The organism is Aeromonas sp. 3P, assembly GCF_051919745.1.
Classification (GTDB): domain Bacteria; phylum Pseudomonadota; class Gammaproteobacteria; order Enterobacterales; family Aeromonadaceae; genus Aeromonas; species Aeromonas veronii.
This window is the reverse complement of record NZ_JBQBED010000001.1, coordinates 3,119,753-3,138,488: the sequence shown is the minus strand read 5'-3', so window position 1 is coordinate 3,138,488 and position 18,736 is coordinate 3,119,753. Positions and strand designations below refer to the sequence as shown.

Annotated in this window: 15 protein-coding genes, 1 pseudogene and 1 riboswitch; of the genes and pseudogenes, 8 read left to right on the top strand and 8 right to left on the bottom strand. The window is 62.0% G+C overall.

Annotated features, from left to right (window positions below; genetic code table 11):
- Positions 1–15 precede the first annotated feature (15 nt).
- Complete coding sequence (locus ACTG19_RS14460; protein ID WP_439989196.1) at positions 16–2,868, top strand: valine--tRNA ligase; 2,853 nt, start codon at positions 16–18, stop codon at positions 2,866–2,868.
- Positions 2,869–2,935: 67 nt separating this feature from the next.
- Here ACTG19_RS14460 and ACTG19_RS14455 read toward each other — a convergent pair whose 3' ends face one another.
- Positions 2,936–3,922 (bottom strand): sodium:calcium antiporter, encoded by a 987-nt coding sequence (locus ACTG19_RS14455; RefSeq protein WP_162628445.1) that lies wholly within the window; start codon positions 3,920–3,922, stop codon positions 2,936–2,938.
- 87 nt (positions 3,923–4,009) lie between these two features.
- Positions 4,010–4,117: riboswitch (yybP-ykoY riboswitch) on the bottom strand.
- 172 nt (positions 4,118–4,289) lie between these two features.
- Here ACTG19_RS14455 and ACTG19_RS14450 point away from each other — a divergent pair.
- Entirely contained in the window at positions 4,290–4,877 is a 588-nt protein-coding gene (locus tag ACTG19_RS14450) for a superinfection exclusion B family protein (protein ID WP_005336432.1), read from the top strand.
- Positions 4,878–4,974: 97 nt separating this feature from the next.
- Here ACTG19_RS14450 and ACTG19_RS14445 read toward each other — a convergent pair whose 3' ends face one another.
- On the bottom strand, positions 4,975–5,835 hold the full coding sequence (locus ACTG19_RS14445; protein WP_113740234.1) for an AraC family transcriptional regulator: 861 nt from the start codon (positions 5,833–5,835) through the stop codon (positions 4,975–4,977).
- A 4-nt stretch (positions 5,836–5,839) separates the two neighbouring features.
- Positions 5,840–6,337, bottom strand: coding sequence for a GNAT family N-acetyltransferase (locus ACTG19_RS14440; protein ID WP_113740233.1), 498 nt, complete (start codon positions 6,335–6,337; stop codon positions 5,840–5,842).
- Between the two features lie 161 nt (positions 6,338–6,498).
- Here ACTG19_RS14440 and ACTG19_RS14435 point away from each other — a divergent pair, with 161 nt between their 5' ends.
- Complete coding sequence (locus ACTG19_RS14435; RefSeq protein ID WP_005336438.1) at positions 6,499–7,947, top strand: catalase; 1,449 nt, start codon at positions 6,499–6,501, stop codon at positions 7,945–7,947.
- A 311-nt stretch (positions 7,948–8,258) separates the two neighbouring features.
- Here ACTG19_RS14435 and ACTG19_RS14430 read toward each other — a convergent pair whose 3' ends face one another.
- Positions 8,259–8,576 (bottom strand): DUF1496 domain-containing protein, encoded by a 318-nt coding sequence (locus ACTG19_RS14430; RefSeq protein ID WP_439989195.1) that lies wholly within the window; start codon positions 8,574–8,576, stop codon positions 8,259–8,261.
- Between the two features lie 223 nt (positions 8,577–8,799).
- Here ACTG19_RS14430 and ACTG19_RS14425 point away from each other — a divergent pair, with 223 nt between their 5' ends.
- Positions 8,800–10,032, top strand: a complete 1,233-nt coding sequence (locus ACTG19_RS14425; protein WP_164535862.1) for a hypothetical protein — start codon at positions 8,800–8,802, stop codon at positions 10,030–10,032.
- A gap of 109 nt (positions 10,033–10,141) precedes the next feature.
- On the top strand, positions 10,142–10,918 hold the full coding sequence (locus ACTG19_RS14420; RefSeq protein ID WP_257686502.1) for a substrate-binding periplasmic protein: 777 nt from the start codon (positions 10,142–10,144) through the stop codon (positions 10,916–10,918).
- A gap of 12 nt (positions 10,919–10,930) precedes the next feature.
- Here ACTG19_RS14420 and ACTG19_RS14415 read toward each other — a convergent pair whose 3' ends face one another.
- Positions 10,931–11,779 carry a helix-turn-helix domain-containing protein gene (locus ACTG19_RS14415; RefSeq protein ID WP_439989194.1) on the bottom strand — a complete coding sequence of 283 codons (849 nt, stop codon included), beginning with the start codon at positions 11,777–11,779 and terminating at the stop codon, positions 10,931–10,933.
- Between the two features lie 146 nt (positions 11,780–11,925).
- On the opposite strand from ACTG19_RS14415, the gene tyrS reads away from it, so the two are divergent.
- The 3 genes and pseudogenes from tyrS to ACTG19_RS14400 all read left to right on the top strand — a co-directional run bounded on the left by tyrS (position 11,926) and on the right by ACTG19_RS14400 (position 15,016).
- Positions 11,926–13,191, top strand: coding sequence for a tyrosine--tRNA ligase (tyrS, locus tag ACTG19_RS14410; protein WP_113740229.1), 1,266 nt, complete (start codon positions 11,926–11,928; stop codon positions 13,189–13,191).
- A gap of 168 nt (positions 13,192–13,359) precedes the next feature.
- Positions 13,360–14,270: pseudogene (locus ACTG19_RS14405) on the top strand (lipase family alpha/beta hydrolase).
- Positions 14,267–15,016 (top strand): lipase secretion chaperone, encoded by a 750-nt coding sequence (locus ACTG19_RS14400; protein WP_113740228.1) that lies wholly within the window; start codon positions 14,267–14,269, stop codon positions 15,014–15,016. The pseudogene ACTG19_RS14405 and the gene ACTG19_RS14400 overlap by 4 nt, the downstream one beginning before the upstream one ends.
- Before the next feature lie 36 nt (positions 15,017–15,052).
- Here the strand turns inward: ACTG19_RS14400 and ACTG19_RS14395 are convergent, their stop codons facing one another.
- The 3 genes from ACTG19_RS14395 to katG form a co-directional block, all read right to left on the bottom strand.
- Complete coding sequence (locus ACTG19_RS14395; protein ID WP_113740287.1) at positions 15,053–15,754, bottom strand: hypothetical protein; 702 nt, start codon at positions 15,752–15,754, stop codon at positions 15,053–15,055.
- 44 nt (positions 15,755–15,798) lie between these two features.
- Entirely contained in the window at positions 15,799–16,194 is a 396-nt protein-coding gene (locus ACTG19_RS14390; RefSeq protein ID WP_005336457.1) for an acyl-CoA thioesterase, read from the bottom strand.
- A 264-nt stretch (positions 16,195–16,458) separates the two neighbouring features.
- A complete protein-coding gene (katG, locus tag ACTG19_RS14385) occupies positions 16,459–18,636 on the bottom strand; it encodes a catalase/peroxidase HPI (RefSeq protein ID WP_113740227.1) in 2,178 nt (725 codons plus the stop codon).
- Between the last annotated feature and the right edge of the window lie 100 nt (positions 18,637–18,736).

The following is an 18,736-nucleotide window of genomic DNA, read 5'->3' as shown; positions in this document are numbered from 1 at the left end:
GATTACGGCGAGACCATGGACAAGACTTTTAATCACAACGCCATCGAACAGGCGCTCTATCAGCACTGGGAAGCCCAGGGTTACTTCAAGCCCCACGGCGACACCAGCAAAGACTCCTTCTGCATCATGATCCCGCCGCCGAACGTCACCGGCAGCCTGCACATGGGTCACGCCTTCCAGCAAACCCTGATGGATACCCTGATCCGCTACAACCGCATGCAGGGCAAGAACACCCTGTGGCAGGCTGGTACCGACCACGCCGGTATCGCCACCCAGATGGTGGTTGAACGCAAGATCGCCGCAGAAGAGGGCAAAACTCGCCACGATTACGGCCGTGATGCCTTCATCGACAAGATTTGGCAGTGGAAGGAAGAGTCCGGTGGCACCATCACCCGCCAGATGCGCCGTCTGGGCGACTCCGTGGATTGGGAGCGCGAGCGCTTCACCATGGATGAGGGTCTCTCCGCCGCCGTGCAGGAAGTGTTTGTTCGTCTTTACGAAGATGGCCTGATGTACCGCGGCAAGCGTCTGGTGAACTGGGATCCGAAACTCAACACCGCCATCTCCGATCTGGAAGTGGAGAACCGCGAGATCAAGGGCCACATGTGGCACCTTCGCTACCCGCTGGCCAATGGCGCCAAGACTGCCGAAGGCAAAGATTACCTGATCGTCGCCACCACCCGTCCGGAGACCATGCTGGGCGATACCGCCGTGGCCGTGAACCCGGAAGATCCGCGCTACAAGGCGCTGATCGGCCAGCATATCCTGCTGCCACTGGTGAACCGCCTGATCCCCATCGTTGCTGACGAACACGCCGACATGGAGAAGGGCACCGGTTGTGTGAAGATCACCCCGGCCCACGACTTCAACGATAACGAAGTGGGCAAGCGCCACAGCCTGCCGATGATCAACATCTTCACTCTGGATGCCCACGTGCGTGCCGAGGCTGAAGTTGTCGATACCAACGGCAACCCGAGCACTGCCTATGACGCAGCCCTGCCGGCCGAGTTCGCCGGTCTGGAGCGCTTCGCCGCCCGCAAGGCGATTCTGGCCAAGCTGGAAGAGCTGGGTCTGCTGGACGAGATCAAGGATCACATACTGCAACAGCCGTACGGCGATCGCGGTGGCGTGCCCATCGAGCCGATGCTGACCGACCAGTGGTACGTGCGCGTGGCACCGATGGCCAAGACCGCCATCGAGGCGGTGGAAGATGGCCGCATCCAGTTCGTGCCGAAGCAGTACGAAAACATGTACTTCTCCTGGATGCGTGACATTCAGGACTGGTGCGTCTCCCGTCAGCTGTGGTGGGGTCACCGCATCCCGGCATGGTATGACGACGCCGGCAATGTCTACGTGGGCCGCAGCGAAGATGAAGTGCGCGCCAAGCACAGCATCCCGGCCGTAACCGTACTGCGTCAGGACGAAGACGTGCTCGACACCTGGTTCAGCTCCGCCCTGTGGACCTTCTCCACCCTGGGCTGGCCGAACAACACCGAGGCACTCAAGACCTTCCACCCGACCGACGTGCTGATGAGCGGCTTCGACATCATCTTCTTCTGGATTGCCCGGATGATCATGATGACCATGCACTTCATCAAGGACGAAAACGGCCAGCCGCAAGTCCCGTTCAAGACCGTCTACATCACTGGCCTTATCCGTGACGAAGAGGGCCAGAAGATGTCCAAGTCCAAGGGCAACGTGCTGGACCCCCTCGACATGATCGACGGCATCTCGCTGGAAGATCTGCTGGAGAAGCGCACCGGCAACATGATGCAGCCGCAGATGGCCGAGAAGATTGCCAAGCGTACCGCCAAGCAGTTCCCGGAAGGGATCGATGCCCACGGTACCGACGCCCTGCGCTTCACTCTGGCAGCGCTGGCCTCTACCGGTCGTGACATCAACTGGGACATGAAGCGCCTGGACGGCTACAACAACTTCTGCAACAAGCTGTGGAACGCCTCCCGCTATGTGCTGATGAACACCGAAGATCAGGATTGTGGCTTCAACGGCGGCGAGATGCAGTTCAGTCTGGCGGATCGCTGGATCCAGTCCCAGCTGCAAGTGGCCATCCGTGACTTCCGTACCGCCCTCGATACCTACCGCTTCGACATCGCGGCTGGCGTGCTGTACGAATTTATCTGGAACCAGTTCTGTGACTGGTATCTGGAGCTGACCAAGCCGGTGCTGACCAAGGGCTCCGAGGCCGAGCAGCGCGCTGCCCGCCATACCCTGGTGACTGTGCTGGAAACCCTGCTGCGTCTGGCGCACCCGATCATCCCGTTCATCACCGAGACCATCTGGAAATCGGTCGCGCCGCTGGCTGGCGTACACGCCGACACCATCATGATTCAGGCCTTCCCGGAGTTCGACGCCGCCAAGGTGGACGAAGCAGCGATGGCGGATCAGGAGTGGGTGAAGGAGTTCATCGTCAGCATCCGCAACATCCGCGCCGAGATGAACGTGGCACCGAGCGTGCCCCTCAACGTGCTGCTCCAGTGCGATGCCAAGGATGCCCAGCGCGCCGCCGACAACGAGGCCTTCCTCAAGTCGCTGGCCCGTCTGGAGTCTATCCGCGTACTGGCGGACGGTGAAACCGCCCCGCTGTCAGTGAAGAAGCTGATCGGTGCCACCGAGCTGATGATCCCGATGGCCGGTCTCATCGACAAGGATGCCGAACTGGCCCGTCTGGCCAAAGAGGTTGCCCGTCTGGTGGGCGAGTGCGGCCGTATCGAAGGCAAACTCGGCAACGAAGCCTTCGTCGCCAAGGCACCGGAAGCGGTCATCGCCAAAGAACGCGAGAAGCTGGAAGATTACCGTCTCCAGCTGACCAAGCTGGAAGCCCAGCAGGCCGAAATCGCCGCGCTGTAAGCACCGCCCCAACCGATACAACAAAGCCCCCTGCCAAGGGGGCTTTTTCATATCCGCGCTTCCCGTTTCAGCTCACCAGCAGCCAGCCGCAGAAACCGAGATAGAGCAAGCCCACCAGCGCCAACCGCCCGGCGGTCATCACTCCCTTTCTGAACCCCCACCAGAGCAACCCCACCGCCAGCAGCGTCACCAGCGAGGAGGCCATCATGGCGCCATCCAGCAGCCAGGGGGTGAAGAGCAGACAGAACGCCTTGGGGATGGTGCCCTGGATCATCATGGCCCCGGAGATATTGGCCAGCGCCAGCCGGTTCTTGCCCTGCCGCACCCAGATCAGCACGTTCATCAGCTCCGGCATCTCGGTCGCCACCGGACTCAGCAGCAGGGCCGCCAGCACCGGAGAGAGGCCAAACAGCTCGCCCATGCTCTCCAGCTGATGGACAAACAGCTGGGCCGCCAGCGCTACCACCACCAGCGCAGCCAACGTCTGCAGCAACACCTTGCCAAGGGGCGGGATCCCGGCATCGGGTGCCAATTTGAGGGGCTCCGGCAATTCGACTTCGTGGCTGTCACTCTGTTTCAGCTCGCGCCTTACATAGACGAAGTAGACCAGCAGGAAGAGCGGGGCCAGCCAGCTCTTGCCGGTGAAGGCGACCAGCCCCAGCGCGGTCGCCACCAGAAAGATGCCGATAAACCAGCGCTGATCCCGCCCAATCTCGCGCTGCACCTCGCCATCGATGGCCCGTTCGGTACGCCCCATGCAAAGCAGAAGGGTGAGGCCGACTGCCGCATAGCCGATGGTCGCCAACACCAGCGGCCCGCCAAGGGCGGCGCCAATGCCGATCTCCTGCTGGGCGGTCGTGTTGCCCATCAGCAGGGCGGTCAGGGTCACGATACACTCGGGCAGCGCAGTACCCAGTGCCGCCAGCAGGGAGCCGGTGGCGCTTTGGGAGAGTTTGAAGTGGTGGCCGGTCCACTCGATGCCATTGACGAAATATTCGCAGGCAAGGTAGATGGTGACCGCAGAGACGAGAAATAACAGCAGGGTAATCAACATAATAGATACCGCCAGGCGAGCAGAATAACCGATGGACCCGACATGGCTCGCCCGGCTGGCGTGCATATCGAGGCCAAAGGTCTTGCAGAGCGATAGTGCCTATCGCCGCCCATGCCATGGATGCGAGGATCCAAGAGTGTTGACATGGGCCCGGCCCGGAATGCGGGCGGGTTGCTACTCCCCAATGACTGAGGGGACGTTTTAGCAACTCGACCGCCGCCTCACAAGGCAAATTAATGACAACTCATTCAATAAGTTGTAAGGGAATGTAACCTCGCCAGCCCCTCCTCCCCACCGCTATTGCGCTGTTGGCACACTGATTGCTCTAGGTAGTTCACTATCCACAACAGTTTGGGAAGGATGAACAATGAAACGGTGGATCCAACATTTCTATCAACTGAACCGCCTCAATTGGCTGATGGTCTGGTTGTTGCTCTGCTGCAGCATCATTCTGCTGTTTCCGGCCGGGCTTATGAAAGGGGCCGTCAGCCAGTGGGCTGCGGATCATGCGGCCTGGCTGGGGGTCGGTATGCTGATCGCCATCTCCTACTTCTGCAGTCAGGGCTTCCTGATCGCCTGGGAGTGGGCATGCGAAGAGTGGCAGGCGCGCCGTCAGCAGGACCAGCTGGCCCAGATGATCGGCTTCCTCGACTTCAACGAGAAGGCGGTGCTGCGCGAGTTCGTGCTGCAGCGTAAAAGCGTCATAAACTTGCCGATCACCGAGCCCGCCGTCAAAAACCTGATGGATGCCGGCGTCCTCACCTACGCCTACGGCAAGCCGACCCGGGAGAAGGATGACGAGAACCAGATCCGCGCCCTGATGATCGCCCTGCCCGCCCGACCGCTGCTCACCTACAAGGTGCTGGGGCTGTCGCGCGGCAAGATGAGCGACGAGCAGGTGGAACAGATCATGAACGCCCGTCCCAAGTTCGCCCAGAAGGGGTTCCAGCGCTAACCGCCGCCCTATCCGCCAGATGCAAAAGAGCCGGACACTGTCCGGCTCTCTCGTTTCTGCGCGACGTTCTGTACCATCCCTTCCGTCTTGCTGCGTCCTACCCCTTGAGGCTGGAGCAAAAGCTGACATCGTCCTGCACAGGATCATCGCTCATGCTGTGATAAAGCTCGAAGCAGGGACCATTGCCAAACTCCAGCCCGGCAGCAACGATGTCGCCGATATGCTCCTGCCAACGCGGGCCATACTGACTGCGGTCGGTAATAAGATAACGGGACTGGGCGTAACGACCGGCGGGAATAATCTGGATCTCGACCGCACCCATCCCCACCGTCCCCGCAGGCACCGTCACCCCGATGTCAGTGCGACACTGGGCTGGCGGAGTCACCTCGGGGTTATCGTGATAGATGAAGATCCACTCCCCACCTTCCAGACCGCGGGCGCTGGCCCACTGATGCAGCTGACTACAAACGGGACCATACCCCTCGCCATAGGGGCCGGTGACACGCATATAAGCCAGAGTGCGGGCGTCCATCTCGATGGTTTTCATGGTATTGCTCCTTGCTGATGAGTGACCCTCAGCATAAGGATTAGGCAGCACAAGTGCGTGTCCATCCTTGCTCATCAAGTGTCCATTCTTGCTCTTGTCGCGGCGAAACTCTCCCGGCGTGTAACCATAGTAACGGCGAAATACCTTGGCAAACGCCTGGGAGCTGGCGAGCCCCGCCCACAACGCAATGGCCGTGACACTGGCATCGGTATAGCAGAGCTGCCAAGCAGCCCGCTGGATGCGCAGACGACGACACATCTCCCCGGGCGTCTCCCCCGCCACAGCCGTAAACACCCGGTGAAAATGGTAGAAAGACAAGCAGGCACTGCTTGCCAGCGTTTCAATGGAGAGATCGGGATTCTGCTCCAGCGCCCGGATCACCGGGCGCAATCTGGCCTGATAATCGACCATACCGTTAGCGACTGGCGCCCCCCGCGACTCTGGCCATATAGAGCGCATCCACATAACGCCCCTGGCGGAAGGCATAGTCACGGGCTCGCCCCTCCTCGGTAAAACCGAACTTGCGATAAAGCGCCTGTGCGGCCTCATTGTCGGTATAGACGGTCAGCTCAATCCGGTGCAGGTTGAGCCAGTTATCGGCCAGATCCAGCGCCGCGGCCATCAGGGCAGAGCCAACCCCCTTGCCTGCCCAGTCATCCCGCACTCCCATGCCAATACCGGCCACATGCTTGCGTCTCGGATTAGGCTCAACCAGCAGCGATAGCTGGCCTACCAGCAGGCCGTCAACCTCGGCGACCAGTGCCACCACGCTGTCGCTCTCCAACCGCTTCTGCCACTGGCTAAGGGGTGGCATAGGCAGGTGCAAAGTGCCCGCCTGGGCATTGGGCATGGCGTATAGATCCCGCAAGGCGGGGGCATCGGCGGGTTCGGCATGACGGATAGTAATCTGCATATGAAGCTCCTTCTCGAAGCCACCATCATGCAATATCCGGCGCGGTTACACATCCCCTACCCACACCCATTTGTCTTGCCTATCAAAGGACGAGGAAAGGCCCATTGGCCGAGCACGGCGCAGATCCGTAGGCTGACCCCATATCAACAAGGAGAGAAGCCATGACTGACAAGACCCTGCACAGCGCCAACGGCGCCCCCGTCGTCGACAACAACAACAGCCTCACCGCCGGTCCGCGCGGCCCCATCCTGATGCAAGATATCTGGTTGATGGAGAAACTCGCCCACTTCGACCGCGAGCGCATTCCCGAGCGGGTGGTTCACGCTAAGGGCTCGGGCGCCTACGGCACCTTTACCGTGACCCACGACATCAGAGCGTTCAGCAAGGCCGATCTGTTCAGCGCCATCGGCAAGCAGACCCCGGTCTTCCTGCGCTTCTCCACCGTGGCCGGTGAGAAAGGCGCCGCCGATGCCGAACGCGATGTGCGCGGCTTCGCCCTCAAGTTCTATACCGAGCAGGGCAACTGGGATCTGGTGGGTAACAACACCCCGGTCTTTTTCATCCGCGATCCGCTGAAATTCCCTGACTTCATCCACACCCAGAAGCGGGATCCGCGCACCAACCTGCGCAGCGCCACCGCAGCCTGGGACTTCTGGTCACGCCATCCGGAATCCCTGCATCAGGTCACCATACTGTTCAGCGATCGCGGCATCCCCAAGAGCCTGCGGGAGATGAACGGCTACGGCAGCCACACCTTCAGCTTTATCAACGATGCCAACGAGCGCTTCTGGGTCAAGTTCCACTTCAAGACCGAGCAGGGCCACAGCTTCTACACCGACGAAGAGGCCGCCACCGCCGTCGGGCAGGATCGGGAGACCAGTCAGGCGGATCTGTTCAATGCCATCGAGCGGGGCGACTTCCCGCGCTGGAAGGTCTATGTGCAGGTGATGCCAGAGGCCGAAGCCCAGACTTACAACATCCACCCGTTCGACCTGACCAAGGTGTGGCCGCACAGCGACTACCCGCTGATCCCGGTGGGCGTGCTGGAGCTCAACCAGAACCCGGACAACTACTTCGCCCATGTGGAGCAGGCCGCCTTTACCCCGGCCAACGTGGTGCCCGGTATCGGCTTCTCGCCGGATCGCATGTTGCAAGGGCGACTCTTCTCCTACGGTGACACCCAGCGCTATCGCCTTGGCGTCAACCACGGTCTGCTGCCGGTCAACGCCCCGCGCTGCCCGTTCCATCACGGTGCCCATCGTGACGGTGCCATGCGGGCGGACAGCAATGGCGGCGCCAGCCCCAACTATCAGCCAAACCGTTTCGGTACCCAGCAGCCGAGCGAACAGCACGAACCGGCGCTGAGTCTGGAAGGGGCCGCCCTGCACTACGACTTCCGTGACTACGACAGCGACTACTACAGCCAGCCGGGTAACCTGTTCCGCATCATGGACGAGGGGCAGCGTTCACGGCTCGCCGCCAACCTGGCCCGCTCCCTTATCAATGTGGAGGATGACGCCATCGTCGCGGCCCAGCTCAAACACTTCGAGCAGGCCGACCCCGAGTACGCCAAACGGGTCGAACTGGCACTGGCCGCCCTGCAGCGCTAAGTCGCAGGCAGGCAAGATCTGCAAAAACAAAACGGGGGCCTGATGGCCCCCGTTCTCGTCATGACGGTATTTGATAAATAAAAAAAACAGAGCCCAAGGCTCTGTTTTCACTGCTGTATCAATCCCGGACGGAACGCGCTTCGCGCTCTTCCCGCTCCCTTGCCAACAGGCGTTTGTACCACCAGCTACTGCGACGACGTTGTGCATTGGAAGAGCGACGAGCCATTTCTTAGGTTCCAGCCAAGAGAAGAAAGGAGCTGCATTATGCGACAGGGATCACGTCCATGTCTTTAGCTGGATCAAGAAAAGCCTCACTGACCCACGGAAATCGTCTTCTGATCTTTCGCACCACGGGTGGCAGGCAACACCACCGCAGGAGAGCGCCAGACCATCGGGCCATTGCTCTCGAGGTCGTTCTGCGGGCCGCACTCCAGCCAGATATCTCCCTGCAGAATGCGGGCCCCTTCGGAATATTTCTGATCCGCAAACCAGCAGACCCGCTCGGGCAATGAGCCCAGCGGCAACACCAGCTCGGGACTGGCAGATTCACCCACCACAGTGGTTTTGGGCGCGGCCAGAGCGGGGGCGAGCCAAAGGGAGGCCAGCAGGCAGAGCAGTACATTTTTCATGAGAGGGATCCTGTTGCGATGGGGAGCACTCTCGAAGAATCGACCAGCCCCGGGGTTTACTTGACTGACAATCATACTGCCTGCTGGCATTGTGGAACCAATATGGTAGCCTGCCAGCGCCTGCGGGCAGTCTCTCACTGCCACGCGCAAACTTCCGGTGAATTTGTCACGTCCTGACAAAATATAACCTTACTTATCAAATCGTTATTTGGATATTATCCCAATGCGTATCATGCCGTTGCTTCAGGCGGCCTGTCTGAGCCTGATGTTGTCCGCCTGCGTTGCCCCATTGCTGATGATGAGCCCCACCAGCCAGCTGATGTGGGCCCTGCTCAAGCCGCTGGTCGGCTTTGACCCGAACGAGGTCAATCTGTTCGAACAACCCCTGATCAAGGATCGGATGACCGCCATCCTTGGCCCCAACTACGACAGCACCATGCAGTTGCTCAAGACTGCCGACAAGTTACAGCAGGAGGGGCCGCTTTTCTATGTGGTCTCCGAGTATGCGCCGGTGCCGGATATCGCCAAGCAGGCGGGGATGGTGTGGAACTCGCAAACCAACCAGATGTCTGTATTGCTGCAAAAAGGGGATGGCTCCACCCTGACCTTCGGCGAAAATCTGGCGGGCACGGCACCGACATGGCCAACCGCCATGCAGGGCTGGCAGACCCCCACCAGCCAGCTCACCCCGGCGGCCAATGCCCTGACTGGGGCGGCGACCAGTCAGAGTGGCGCCTCCCCCTTCTCCCTTGGCAGCGCTCTGGGCACAGTGACCAGCGGCGTCACCGGCTCGCTGACCAACAGCGCCAGCCAGGCCATCAGCGGTGCAGCCGCCAACGTCACAGGACAGGCAACTCAAGCGGTGAGCCAAAGCACGACCGCACTTACCCGCACTGCAACCACCGCAGTCACTGCCCCCGCCAAACAGGCGGTGAGCAGCACCACCGCCACCGCGGCGCAAGAAGCTACCAAGGCCGTTGCTGCTCCTGCCAAGCAAGCCGTCAGCAGCGCCGCTGCAACCGCGACGCAAGAAGCGGCCAAAGCCGTTGCCATTCCTGCCAAGGAAGCAGTCAATAGTGCCGCTGCGGCCGCGACCCAAGAAGCCACCAAAGCCGTTGCCGCTCCTGCCAAACAGGCCGTCAGCAACGCCGCTGCGACCATGACCCAAGAAGCCACCAAGGCTATTGCCGCTCCTGCCAAGCAAGCCGTCAACAGCGCCGCTGCAACCGCGACGCAAGAGGCCACCAAGGCTGTTACAGCTCCTGCCAAACAGGCAGTCAGCAGTGCCGCAGCAACCGCGACGCAAGAGGCAACCAAGGCCGTTGCAGAACCAGCCCGGCAGGCCGTCAGTGCCGCATCCCATACGGCCGGAGAGAGCGTCGCCGATGCCGCCAGAGCGGCGGAGGCCAAGGCTCGCGCCAAGGCAGAGGCGGAGATGGAAGCCCTGCTCAAATAAACCGACAGGCCACCGCAAGGTGGCCTGTTTTTTATCCCGCTACCGGATCATGACGTTATGGAAAAGGCCACATAGACTGTTAGGTAACTACCCGCACAAGGAGTACATCATGCGTCGTCTGCTCCCTGCTCTCGCTTCTCTCGCCCTGTTTATCGCGCTCCCTGCTCCGGCACTTATCTACTATTCGGAGCAGAACATGCCACTCAATGGCCAGGATAAAAATGGTCAGCCTGTGGGGTTAGCGGTCGAGTTGCTGCGCCTGATGTGGCGCGAAATGGGGGAGCCGGAGCAACCCATCCACTTTCTGCCCTGGGCCCGCGGCTGGTATCTGCTGACCCAGCAGCAAGAGGCAGTGCTCTTTACCACAGCGCATACCAAGGAGCGGGATCCCCACTTCCTCTGGGTCTGCCCCATCAGCCACTCCAGGGTCGCGCTGGTCGGCCGCAAGCAGGATGCCCCCAAAGTGGCCAGCAAAGCGGATCTCGCCAAGCTGCAGATTGGTGTGATGCAGGCGGATGTCGGGGAGCAGTTGCTGCTCAACCGCGGGATCAGCCCGGGCAATATGATGTCGGTAGAGCGCATGGATCAGGTGGTGCGCCAGCTCATCATGGCACGCACCGATCTGGTGGCGGGCAACGAGGTGATGCTGCGCCATCAGGCCAAGGAGCTGGGTTTCCCCAGCGAGGATTTTGTCACCGTCGCGATTATTGAAGAGCAGGATAACTGCTTCGCCTTCAACCTGAGGGCAAACAAGCAACAGGTTGCCCGCCTGCAACAGGCGCTGGACAAGGTCAGACAGGGGGATGAATACAAGCAGCTGATGAAGCGCTACCAGTTGCTCAGTATCCTGCCCGAAACCACTCCCACCCTCCCGCGTCTCGAGTAACCCCGGCCCGCCCTATGGCGGGCCCTCTCTATCTCCCGCCGATGATGCCTGTGATGCCTCCACCGGAGCCGTAATGAGGTGGTTCAGAAAGAGATTGAACAGCTCGGCCCGCGAGCCGAGCCGCAACTTGCCGTAGAGGTGCTTGCGGTGATTCTTCACCGTACCGCTGCCAATCCCGAGCTCCGCGGCAATCGCCTCGGTATCCAGCCCCTGCAGCAGCAACTCCGCCACCTGCCGCTCGCGCCGGGTAAGCCGATCCCCCCCGACACTCGACATAGCCTGCTCCACCGCACTCCGGAGGCTGGCGCTGTCTGGCTGCGCAGTGCTCTGGGCCAGAAGTGGCTGACTCTGCCGCCACTGCTGACGACAGAGCGAATGCACCAGCGGGAACAGCTGCTCCAGCCTTGCCTGCTCGTCACGGCTGAGGGTACTGCGCTTGTCGAGTCGCCCCAGAAACAGCATCAGCGTCAGCCCGTCCCGCACCGGCAGGATCAGCCCCACCTCCTCCTGCCAGCCGGTGGCCTGATAGAAGTGGTGGCGATATTCGGGATCGAGCCGCCCTTGGGAGACCTGCGCCAGCGTCCAGACGCCGGCAGGCAAGCCCTGCTCCAGCGCCTGCATAAAGGGATCCTGACTGAAGTGGCTGGTGAGGTAGCGGTCAAACAACAGAGCACGCTGATGGTTGAGGTTGTCGTAGAGGTAGACGGGGCGCAGCCCCACCCCGAGCAGCAGGGCGCAATCAAACACCACCTGTTGCTGGATCAGCCGCACCAGCGCCGCCGGAAAGGCGCTGCTGTGCAGGGCATCGACCACCTCGGTCATGCGGCGGGTCAAGGCATCTGTGGTGAATGGCTGGGTCATGGTGGCTCGTTTCCGGTGACGGGGAGCGATTCCCCGCTATGGCTGCATGCTAGCACGAGAGTGGCAAAACTGTCCCTCAGGGGACATATCTGCCACCAGCCAGAACGGCGAGGATGACGGCTTTTCCCCCTGTTGTTGGAGCACCCATGATCAACCCCCACCTGCTCGATGAGCTGACTGAGCGCGGCCTTGTGGCCCAGAATTCCGACCCCGCGGCCCTGGCCGATCATCTTGCCACCCCGCGCACCGTCTATTGCGGGTTCGATCCCACTGCCGGCAGCCTGCATATCGGTCATCTGGTGCCGCTCTTGATGCTGCGCCGCTTCCAACTGGCGGGCCACACCCCGGTGGCTCTGGTGGGCGGGGCGACCGGCCTTATCGGCGATCCCAGCTTCAAGGCGACCGAGCGCAGCCTCAACAGTGCCGATACCGTGCAGGGTTGGGTCGCCAGCCTGTCTGCCCAAATAAGGGCGCTGCTGCCCGCCGATGAGGGCCTGTCGGCCCCGCAACTGGTCAACAATGGCGACTGGATGGGGCAGATGTCCGCCCTCGATTTTCTGCGGGATATCGGCAAGCACTTCTCGGTCAATGCCATGCTGGCGCGGGAATCGGTGCGCCAGCGGCTGGCCCGTCCGGATCAGGGCATCTCGTTCACCGAGTTCTCCTACGCTCTGCTGCAATCCTACGATTTTGCAGTGCTGCACCAGCGGCTCGGCTGCACCCTGCAGATTGGCGGCAATGACCAGTGGGGCAATATCACCAGCGGCATGGATCTGACCCGTCGCCTCCATCAGGCGCAGGTACACGGCATGACCCTGCCCCTTATCACCAAGGCAGACGGCACCAAGTTCGGCAAGACCGAAGGGGGCGCGGTCTGGCTCGATCCGGCGCTCACCTCCCCTTACGCCTTCTACCAGTTCTGGCTCGGCACCGCGGATGAGGATGTCTACCGCTTCCTGCGCTACTACAGCTTTATGTCGCTGAGCGAGATTGATGCACTGGAGGCGGAAGACGCCAAGCGGCAGGGGCGCAAGCAGGCCCAGCAGGTGTTGGCGAACGAGCTGACCGAGCTGGTGCACGGCAAGGCGGCGCTGGCGGCGGTGCAGCGCATCAGCGAGCTGCTGTTTAGCGGCAATGTGGCTCGCCTCGGCGAGAGCGATCTGGCCCAGCTGGCGCAGGATGGTATGCCGAGCAGCACCGTCAACGGCGAGACGGATCTGGTCAGCCTGCTGATCAGCTGCGGTCTGGCTAACTCCAAACGCATCGCCCGCGAGCTGCTGGCGGCGGGCGCCATCAGTCTCAATGGTGTGCTCAAGCAAGATGATCAGCTGAGCGCCACTGATCGGCTGTTTGGTCGCTACCTGCTGCTGCGCCGGGGCAAGAAGCAGTATCACCTGGTGGAGTGGCAATAAGCCACAGGGCGGGGAGCACAGCCTCCCTGCCCGCCCCTTGAATCCCTTTTGACTCCCGAGTTGCGATCCCCCTCACAGCCTCTCCCGTCAGCAGCCACCATACTGGCACCGGCGAACATGGAGTACGCCACACAATCTGTTCCTCACGAATCAACAAGGATGCTGATGATGAAGAGATGGCTTCTGGTGCTGCTCTGCACCCTGCCCATGCTGGCACACGCCAGCGGATACACCCAGACCCGCTACCCCATAGTGCTGGTGCACGGCCTGTTCGGTTTCGACAAGCTGCTCGGGGTCGATTACTTCTACGGCATTCCCCAGGCCCTGAGCCGGGATGGTGCCAAAGTCTACGTGGCTCAGGTATCGGCCACCGCCAGTTCGGAACAACGGGGGGAGCAGCTACTCGCCCAGGTTGAGCTGCTGCTGGCTGCCACCGGCGCCGAGAAGGTCAACCTGATCGGCCACTCCCACGGCGGCCCTACCATCCGCTATGTCGCCTCGGTCGCCCCCGAGCTGGTCGCCTCCGCCACCAGCGTCGGCGGCGTCAACTACGGTTCTGAGATTGCCGATCTGGTGCGGGCCAATGCCGCCCCCGGCAGCGCCGCCGAGAAGCTGGCTGCCGCCGCGGCCCACGCCCTCTCCGGCATGATTTCACTGCTCTCGGGGGGAAGCCAGCTGCCGCAGATCCGGTCGCCGCCCTCGATGCCCTCACCAGCAAGGGGGCCAGCCAGTTCAACCAGCGCTACCCGGAGGGGCTGCCCAGCCGCTATTGCGGCGAGGGGCCGATGCAGGCCAGCAACGGCGTCTACTACTTCTCCTGGAGCGGGCGCGGCAACCTGACCAATCTGCTGGATCCGGTGGATCCGGCGCTGGCGCTGACCGGCGCCTTCTTCAAGGAGCCCAATGACGGACTGGTCGGGGTCTGCAGCAGCCACCTCGGCAAGGTGATCGGCACCGACTACCGGATGAACCATCTGGACGAAGTGAACCAGTCCTTCGGCATCCACCATCTGTTCGAGACCGATCCGGTCACCCTCTATCGCCAGCATGCCAACCGTCTCAAGGAGCTGGGACTATGAAGATAGCCACCCTGCTCGTCGTGCCCTGCGCCATCACCCTGCTGCTTGGCGGGGTGTTGCTCTGGCCCACGGCACCGACGGCAGACTCATCCCCCGCTCAAGCCAGCCAGCATGCACAGAGCCACCCGCACGATCCCGAGCAGGAGACCGCCGATGCCCTGCAGGCGCGCTATCGCACCTTTGTCTCCGCCCAGAGCAGCCTGACGGTGCCCACCGAGATCTCCCTCGCCAGCCTGCAGATCCTGTTTGACGAGCGGGAGCAGCTGCGCCAGCAGAGCTTTACCCCGGCGGAGCAGGCCCAGCTGTTTGCCGAGGATCGACTGATGGAGCAGCTGACCCTGCGCCGCAGGGCGCTGGCGGAGGCAAGAGACAGCGACAAGTCGCAGCTGGCCAGCGAGTTGGATCTCTGGCTGGCGGAGCAACCGGGCTGGTTTCGCGAGGCGGAGGCCAACAGCCGCCTGCTTGAGGAGTTGCAAGAGCTGGCGCAGATGGAGCCAGCCAAACGGGAGGCTCTGCTGCTGGAGACGGGGGGGCCGGAAGCGGTGGATCGGATGCGCCAGCTGGAGCAGAACCGGCAAGGGTTCGAGGAGCAGCTCAGCGGCTTTCTGGCCGAGCTCAGACAACTGCCGAACGAGGCCCGGGCCGAACAGCAGCAGGAACTGCTGGCACGCTGGTTCGAGCCAGGACAGTGGCGCCGGGTCGAGGCACTCACCCGGCTCAAGCTGGGGGAGCCACACACCGAATGAGAAGGGGGCCCGTGATGGGCCCCCTTGCTATTGCGCTTATTGCGGCTTGTTGGCCCCCGGCAGCGGCTGCCAGGTGAGGCGGGTCACCTGAGTGCCCTGCACCTCGCACTTGAGGCTCAGCTCCTGCCACCCCTTCTCCTGACGCAGAGAGACCTCCCCTTCGATCCCCTGCTCGCCAATCTTCAGCTTATCCTGCTCGAAGATCACCTTGTCGCCGTGGGCGAGATCCATCAGTTTGCCGTTGCAGAGCCAGTGAGCGAGATCCGCCCCCTTCAGCTTGACGCCCCCCTTGGCCGCCTTCTGTTCGGTCGCGCTCACCACAAACAGCTTGCTCAACTCGGCGGCTCGCTTGGTGAGCCACTCCTGACGCTGCTGCATGCTCATCTTGCTGACGAACTCGGCGGGCTGCCCCTTCTCGTCCAGCCATTGGGTCAGCTTGCCGCTGTCGTCAAAGGCGAACTGGGCGGCGGGCTCTTTGACCCCGAACAGCTTGCCGCCCTTGAAGTAGTAGCGGCTCTCCCCTTCCAGCTTGCCCAGCTCGTTCATGATGGGCACGGCGATGATAACGGGGGCGCCATCGATCCAGGCCTTGATATCGACGCCGTCATGGCTGAATTGACGGGTATCGAGGGCGCTCTCGGCCCCCTTCTCCATCAGGGTAAACTGCTCGGCGAGAGAAGCGGCCAGAGAAGGGAGGGAGCAGAATCCCAGGGTCAGCGCGATCGCTGTGTTGCGCATTGAGTTGTACATAACACTCCTGTGATGGGCCATCCGGCCCGTGGTTAACTCTCTGTCAGCCAGGCCCGCAGTCCTTCCCGGTGAGCATCGCTCAGGGGCAGGGATTGGCGGGCCCGGTAGTCAAAATGGATCAGGGTCGTTTCGGCGGTGACGGCCAGTTCGCCGCCCTGCCAGGCCTCCTGCCAGACCGTAAATGAGCTGGTGCCGATGCGGCGTACGCCGGTCTTGATGGTGACCGGCTGGCCGTAGAACAGCTCCCGTTTGAACTGCACTGTGTAGCCCGCGATGATCAGATGCCAGTTATGCACATCCAGATCGGGGGAGAAGATCCGGAACAGGGGATCCCGCGCCGATTCGAACCAGACCGCCGGCACCGTATTGTTGATATGGCCGAGGGCATCCGTCTCCTGAAAGCGGGGTTGGATCTGCATTTCCAGCATGGGTTGACTCCTTGTCTCTTTGTTTCTGTCCTTGTCCGTTCATGGGACATCAGTGGCCAATGGGTGGCCGCCGGGCATCACCAGCGGATCAGCATGTTACATGATACTGCTGGCCCAAGCACAGGGATGCCCACGGCCCTGCGCGACCGGCCAGCGGGTGTCGCAGCGCGGCGGATTGTAGGGCTGCACAGAAAAGCGGGCAGTAAAAAGCCCCGCACATCTTGGCTGTGTGGGGCTGGTGCAGATAACCAAACGGCTTGGGGACTAGCCGAGCAGATCGAAGCGATCCGCATTCATCACCTTGTTCCAGGCGGTGATGAAGTCACAGACAAACTTCTCCTTGTTGTCATCCTGGGCATAGACCTCGGCATAGGCGCGCAACACCGAGTTAGAGCCGAACACCAGATCCACCCGGGTGGCCGTCCATTTCAGGGCGCCGCTGCGGCGATCGCGGATCTCGTAGAGATTGCTCGCTTTCGGCAGCCACTGGTAGCCCATGTCGGTCAGGTTAACGAAGAAGTCGTTGCTGAGTACCCCGACCCGATCGGTAAAGACTCCGTGCCCGGTAGCGCCGTGGTTGGTGCCGAGCACCCGCATCCCGCCGACCAGCGCCGTCATCTCGCAGGCGGTGAGCCCCATCAGCTGGGCGCGATCCAGCAGCAGCTCCTCCGCCGTTACCACATAGTCCTGCTTGAGCCAGTTGCGGAAGCCATCGGCCAGCGGCTCCAACACCTCGAACGAGGCCACATCGGTCTGGGCCTGAGTGGCGTCTCCCCGGCCCGGCGCAAACGGCACGCTCACCGTCACTCCGGCGGCCTGCGCAGCCTGCTCGATGGCGAGGTTGCCCCCCAGCACGATGAGATCCGCGACGCTGACGCCACACTCGGCCGCCAGCTTGTCATAGACCGCCAGCACCTTCGCCAGCCTCGCCGGTTCGTTGCCCGGCCAATCCTTCTGCGGTGCCAGCCGGATGCGGGCGCCGTTGGCACCGCCCCGCTTATCAGAGCCACGGAAGGTACGGGCGCTATCCCAGGCGGTACTCACCCGCTCGCTGATGGAGAGGCTGCTGGCGGCGATCCTGGCCTTCACCGTCGCCACGTCATAATCGGCACGTCCGGCAGGCACCGGATCCTGCCAGATCAGATCTTCTGTCGGCACATAGGGGCCGACATAGCGGCTCTTCGGCCCCATATCCCTGTGGGTCAGCTTGAACCAGGCGCGGGCAAAGGCGTCGGAGAAGGCCGCCGGGTCATCGCGGAAGCGCTCGGCAATCTTGCGATACTCGGGATCGAATTTGAGCGCCATATCGGCATCCGTCATCATGGGTTTGCAGCGGATCGACGGATCCTCCACATCCACCGGCATATCCTCTTCGGCGATATTGATCGGTTCCCACTGATGGGCCCCCGCCGGTGATTTTTGCAACCACCAGTCGTACTTGAACAGCAGCTCGAAGTAGCCGTTGTCCCATTGGGTCGGGTGGGTGGTCCAGGCCCCTTCGATGCCGCTGGTCACAGTGTTGCGGCCGATGCCGCGGTTGTGGTGGTTAATCCAGCCGAGCCCCTGCTCCTCGAGGCTGGCCCCTTCCGGCTCGGGCCCAAGCTGTTTGGCATCGCCGTTGCCGTGAGCCTTGCCGACGGTGTGGCCACCGGCGGTCAGCGCTACCGTCTCTTCATCATCCATCGCCATGCGGGCGAAGGTGACTCGCATATCTTGCGCGGTTTTCAGCGGATCGGGCTGGCCATCCACCCCTTCCGGGTTGACGTAGATAAGCCCCATCATCACCGCCGCCAGCGGGTTTTCCAGATCCCGCTCGCCGGAGTAACGACCGCCCGGCTTGCCGCTGGGCGCCAGCCACTCTTTCTCCGATCCCCAGTAGATATCCTTCTCCGGATGCCAGATATCCTCGCGGCCAAAGGCGAAGCCGAAGGTCTTGAGCCCCATGGACTCATAAGCCACGGTGCCCGCCAGAATGATCAAATCGGCCCAGCTGATCTTGTTGCCGTACTTCTTCTTGATGGGCCACAGCAGGCGACGGGCCTTGTCGAGGTTAGCGTTATCCGGCCAGGAGTTGAGAGGGGCAAAGCGCTGGTTGCCGCTGCCACCGCCGCCGCGGCCATCGGCGATGCGGTAAGTCCCGGCCGAGTGCCAGGCCATGCGGATCATCAGGCCGCCGTAGTGGCCCCAGTCGGCGGGCCACCACTCCTGACTGTCGGTCATCAGGGCGGTCACATCCTGCTTGAGGGCCGCCATATCGAGCCCCTTCAAGGCTTCCCGATAGTTGAAACCGGCCCCCAGCGGATTGGTCTTGGTATCGTGTTGGTGAAGAATGTCGAGGTTGAGGCTCTTCGGCCACCACTCCATTCTGGACGTCTCGACGGAGGTGGTTCCCCCGTGCATGACCGGGCATTTTCCTGCGGAACTGTCTGAATTGTTGCTCATCGTTTTCCTCATTTGCTCTGCTGTCCATAACCTGAAACAGCATGGCACAGAGGCGTGACACAAACTGTGCAGCAGCGGCCGATTTACGGATCTTTCACGC

Coding starts and splice junctions, on each gene's coding strand:
- ACTG19_RS14435 (WP_005336438.1), top strand. CDS start 6,499: ATGACTGACAAGACCCTGCACAGCGCCAACGGCGCCCCCGTCGTCGAC.
- tyrS (WP_113740229.1), top strand. CDS start 11,926: ATGATCAACCCCCACCTGCTCGATGAGCTGACTGAGCGCGGCCTTGTG.
- ACTG19_RS14460 (WP_439989196.1), top strand. CDS start 16: ATGGACAAGACTTTTAATCACAACGCCATCGAACAGGCGCTCTATCAG.
- ACTG19_RS14425 (WP_164535862.1), top strand. CDS start 8,800: ATGCGTATCATGCCGTTGCTTCAGGCGGCCTGTCTGAGCCTGATGTTG.
- ACTG19_RS14415 (WP_439989194.1), bottom strand. CDS start 11,779: ATGACCCAGCCATTCACCACAGATGCCTTGACCCGCCGCATGACCGAG.
- ACTG19_RS14430 (WP_439989195.1), bottom strand. CDS start 8,576: ATGAAAAATGTACTGCTCTGCCTGCTGGCCTCCCTTTGGCTCGCCCCC.
- ACTG19_RS14395 (WP_113740287.1), bottom strand. CDS start 15,754: ATGCGCAACACAGCGATCGCGCTGACCCTGGGATTCTGCTCCCTCCCT.
- ACTG19_RS14420 (WP_257686502.1), top strand. CDS start 10,142: ATGCGTCGTCTGCTCCCTGCTCTCGCTTCTCTCGCCCTGTTTATCGCG.
- katG (WP_113740227.1), bottom strand. CDS start 18,636: ATGAGCAACAATTCAGACAGTTCCGCAGGAAAATGCCCGGTCATGCAC.
- ACTG19_RS14440 (WP_113740233.1), bottom strand. CDS start 6,337: ATGCAGATTACTATCCGTCATGCCGAACCCGCCGATGCCCCCGCCTTG.
- ACTG19_RS14450 (WP_005336432.1), top strand. CDS start 4,290: ATGAAACGGTGGATCCAACATTTCTATCAACTGAACCGCCTCAATTGG.
- ACTG19_RS14400 (WP_113740228.1), top strand. CDS start 14,267: ATGAAGATAGCCACCCTGCTCGTCGTGCCCTGCGCCATCACCCTGCTG.
- ACTG19_RS14445 (WP_113740234.1), bottom strand. CDS start 5,835: ATGGTCGATTATCAGGCCAGATTGCGCCCGGTGATCCGGGCGCTGGAG.
- ACTG19_RS14455 (WP_162628445.1), bottom strand. CDS start 3,922: ATGTTGATTACCCTGCTGTTATTTCTCGTCTCTGCGGTCACCATCTAC.
- ACTG19_RS14390 (WP_005336457.1), bottom strand. CDS start 16,194: ATGCTGGAAATGCAGATCCAACCCCGCTTTCAGGAGACGGATGCCCTC.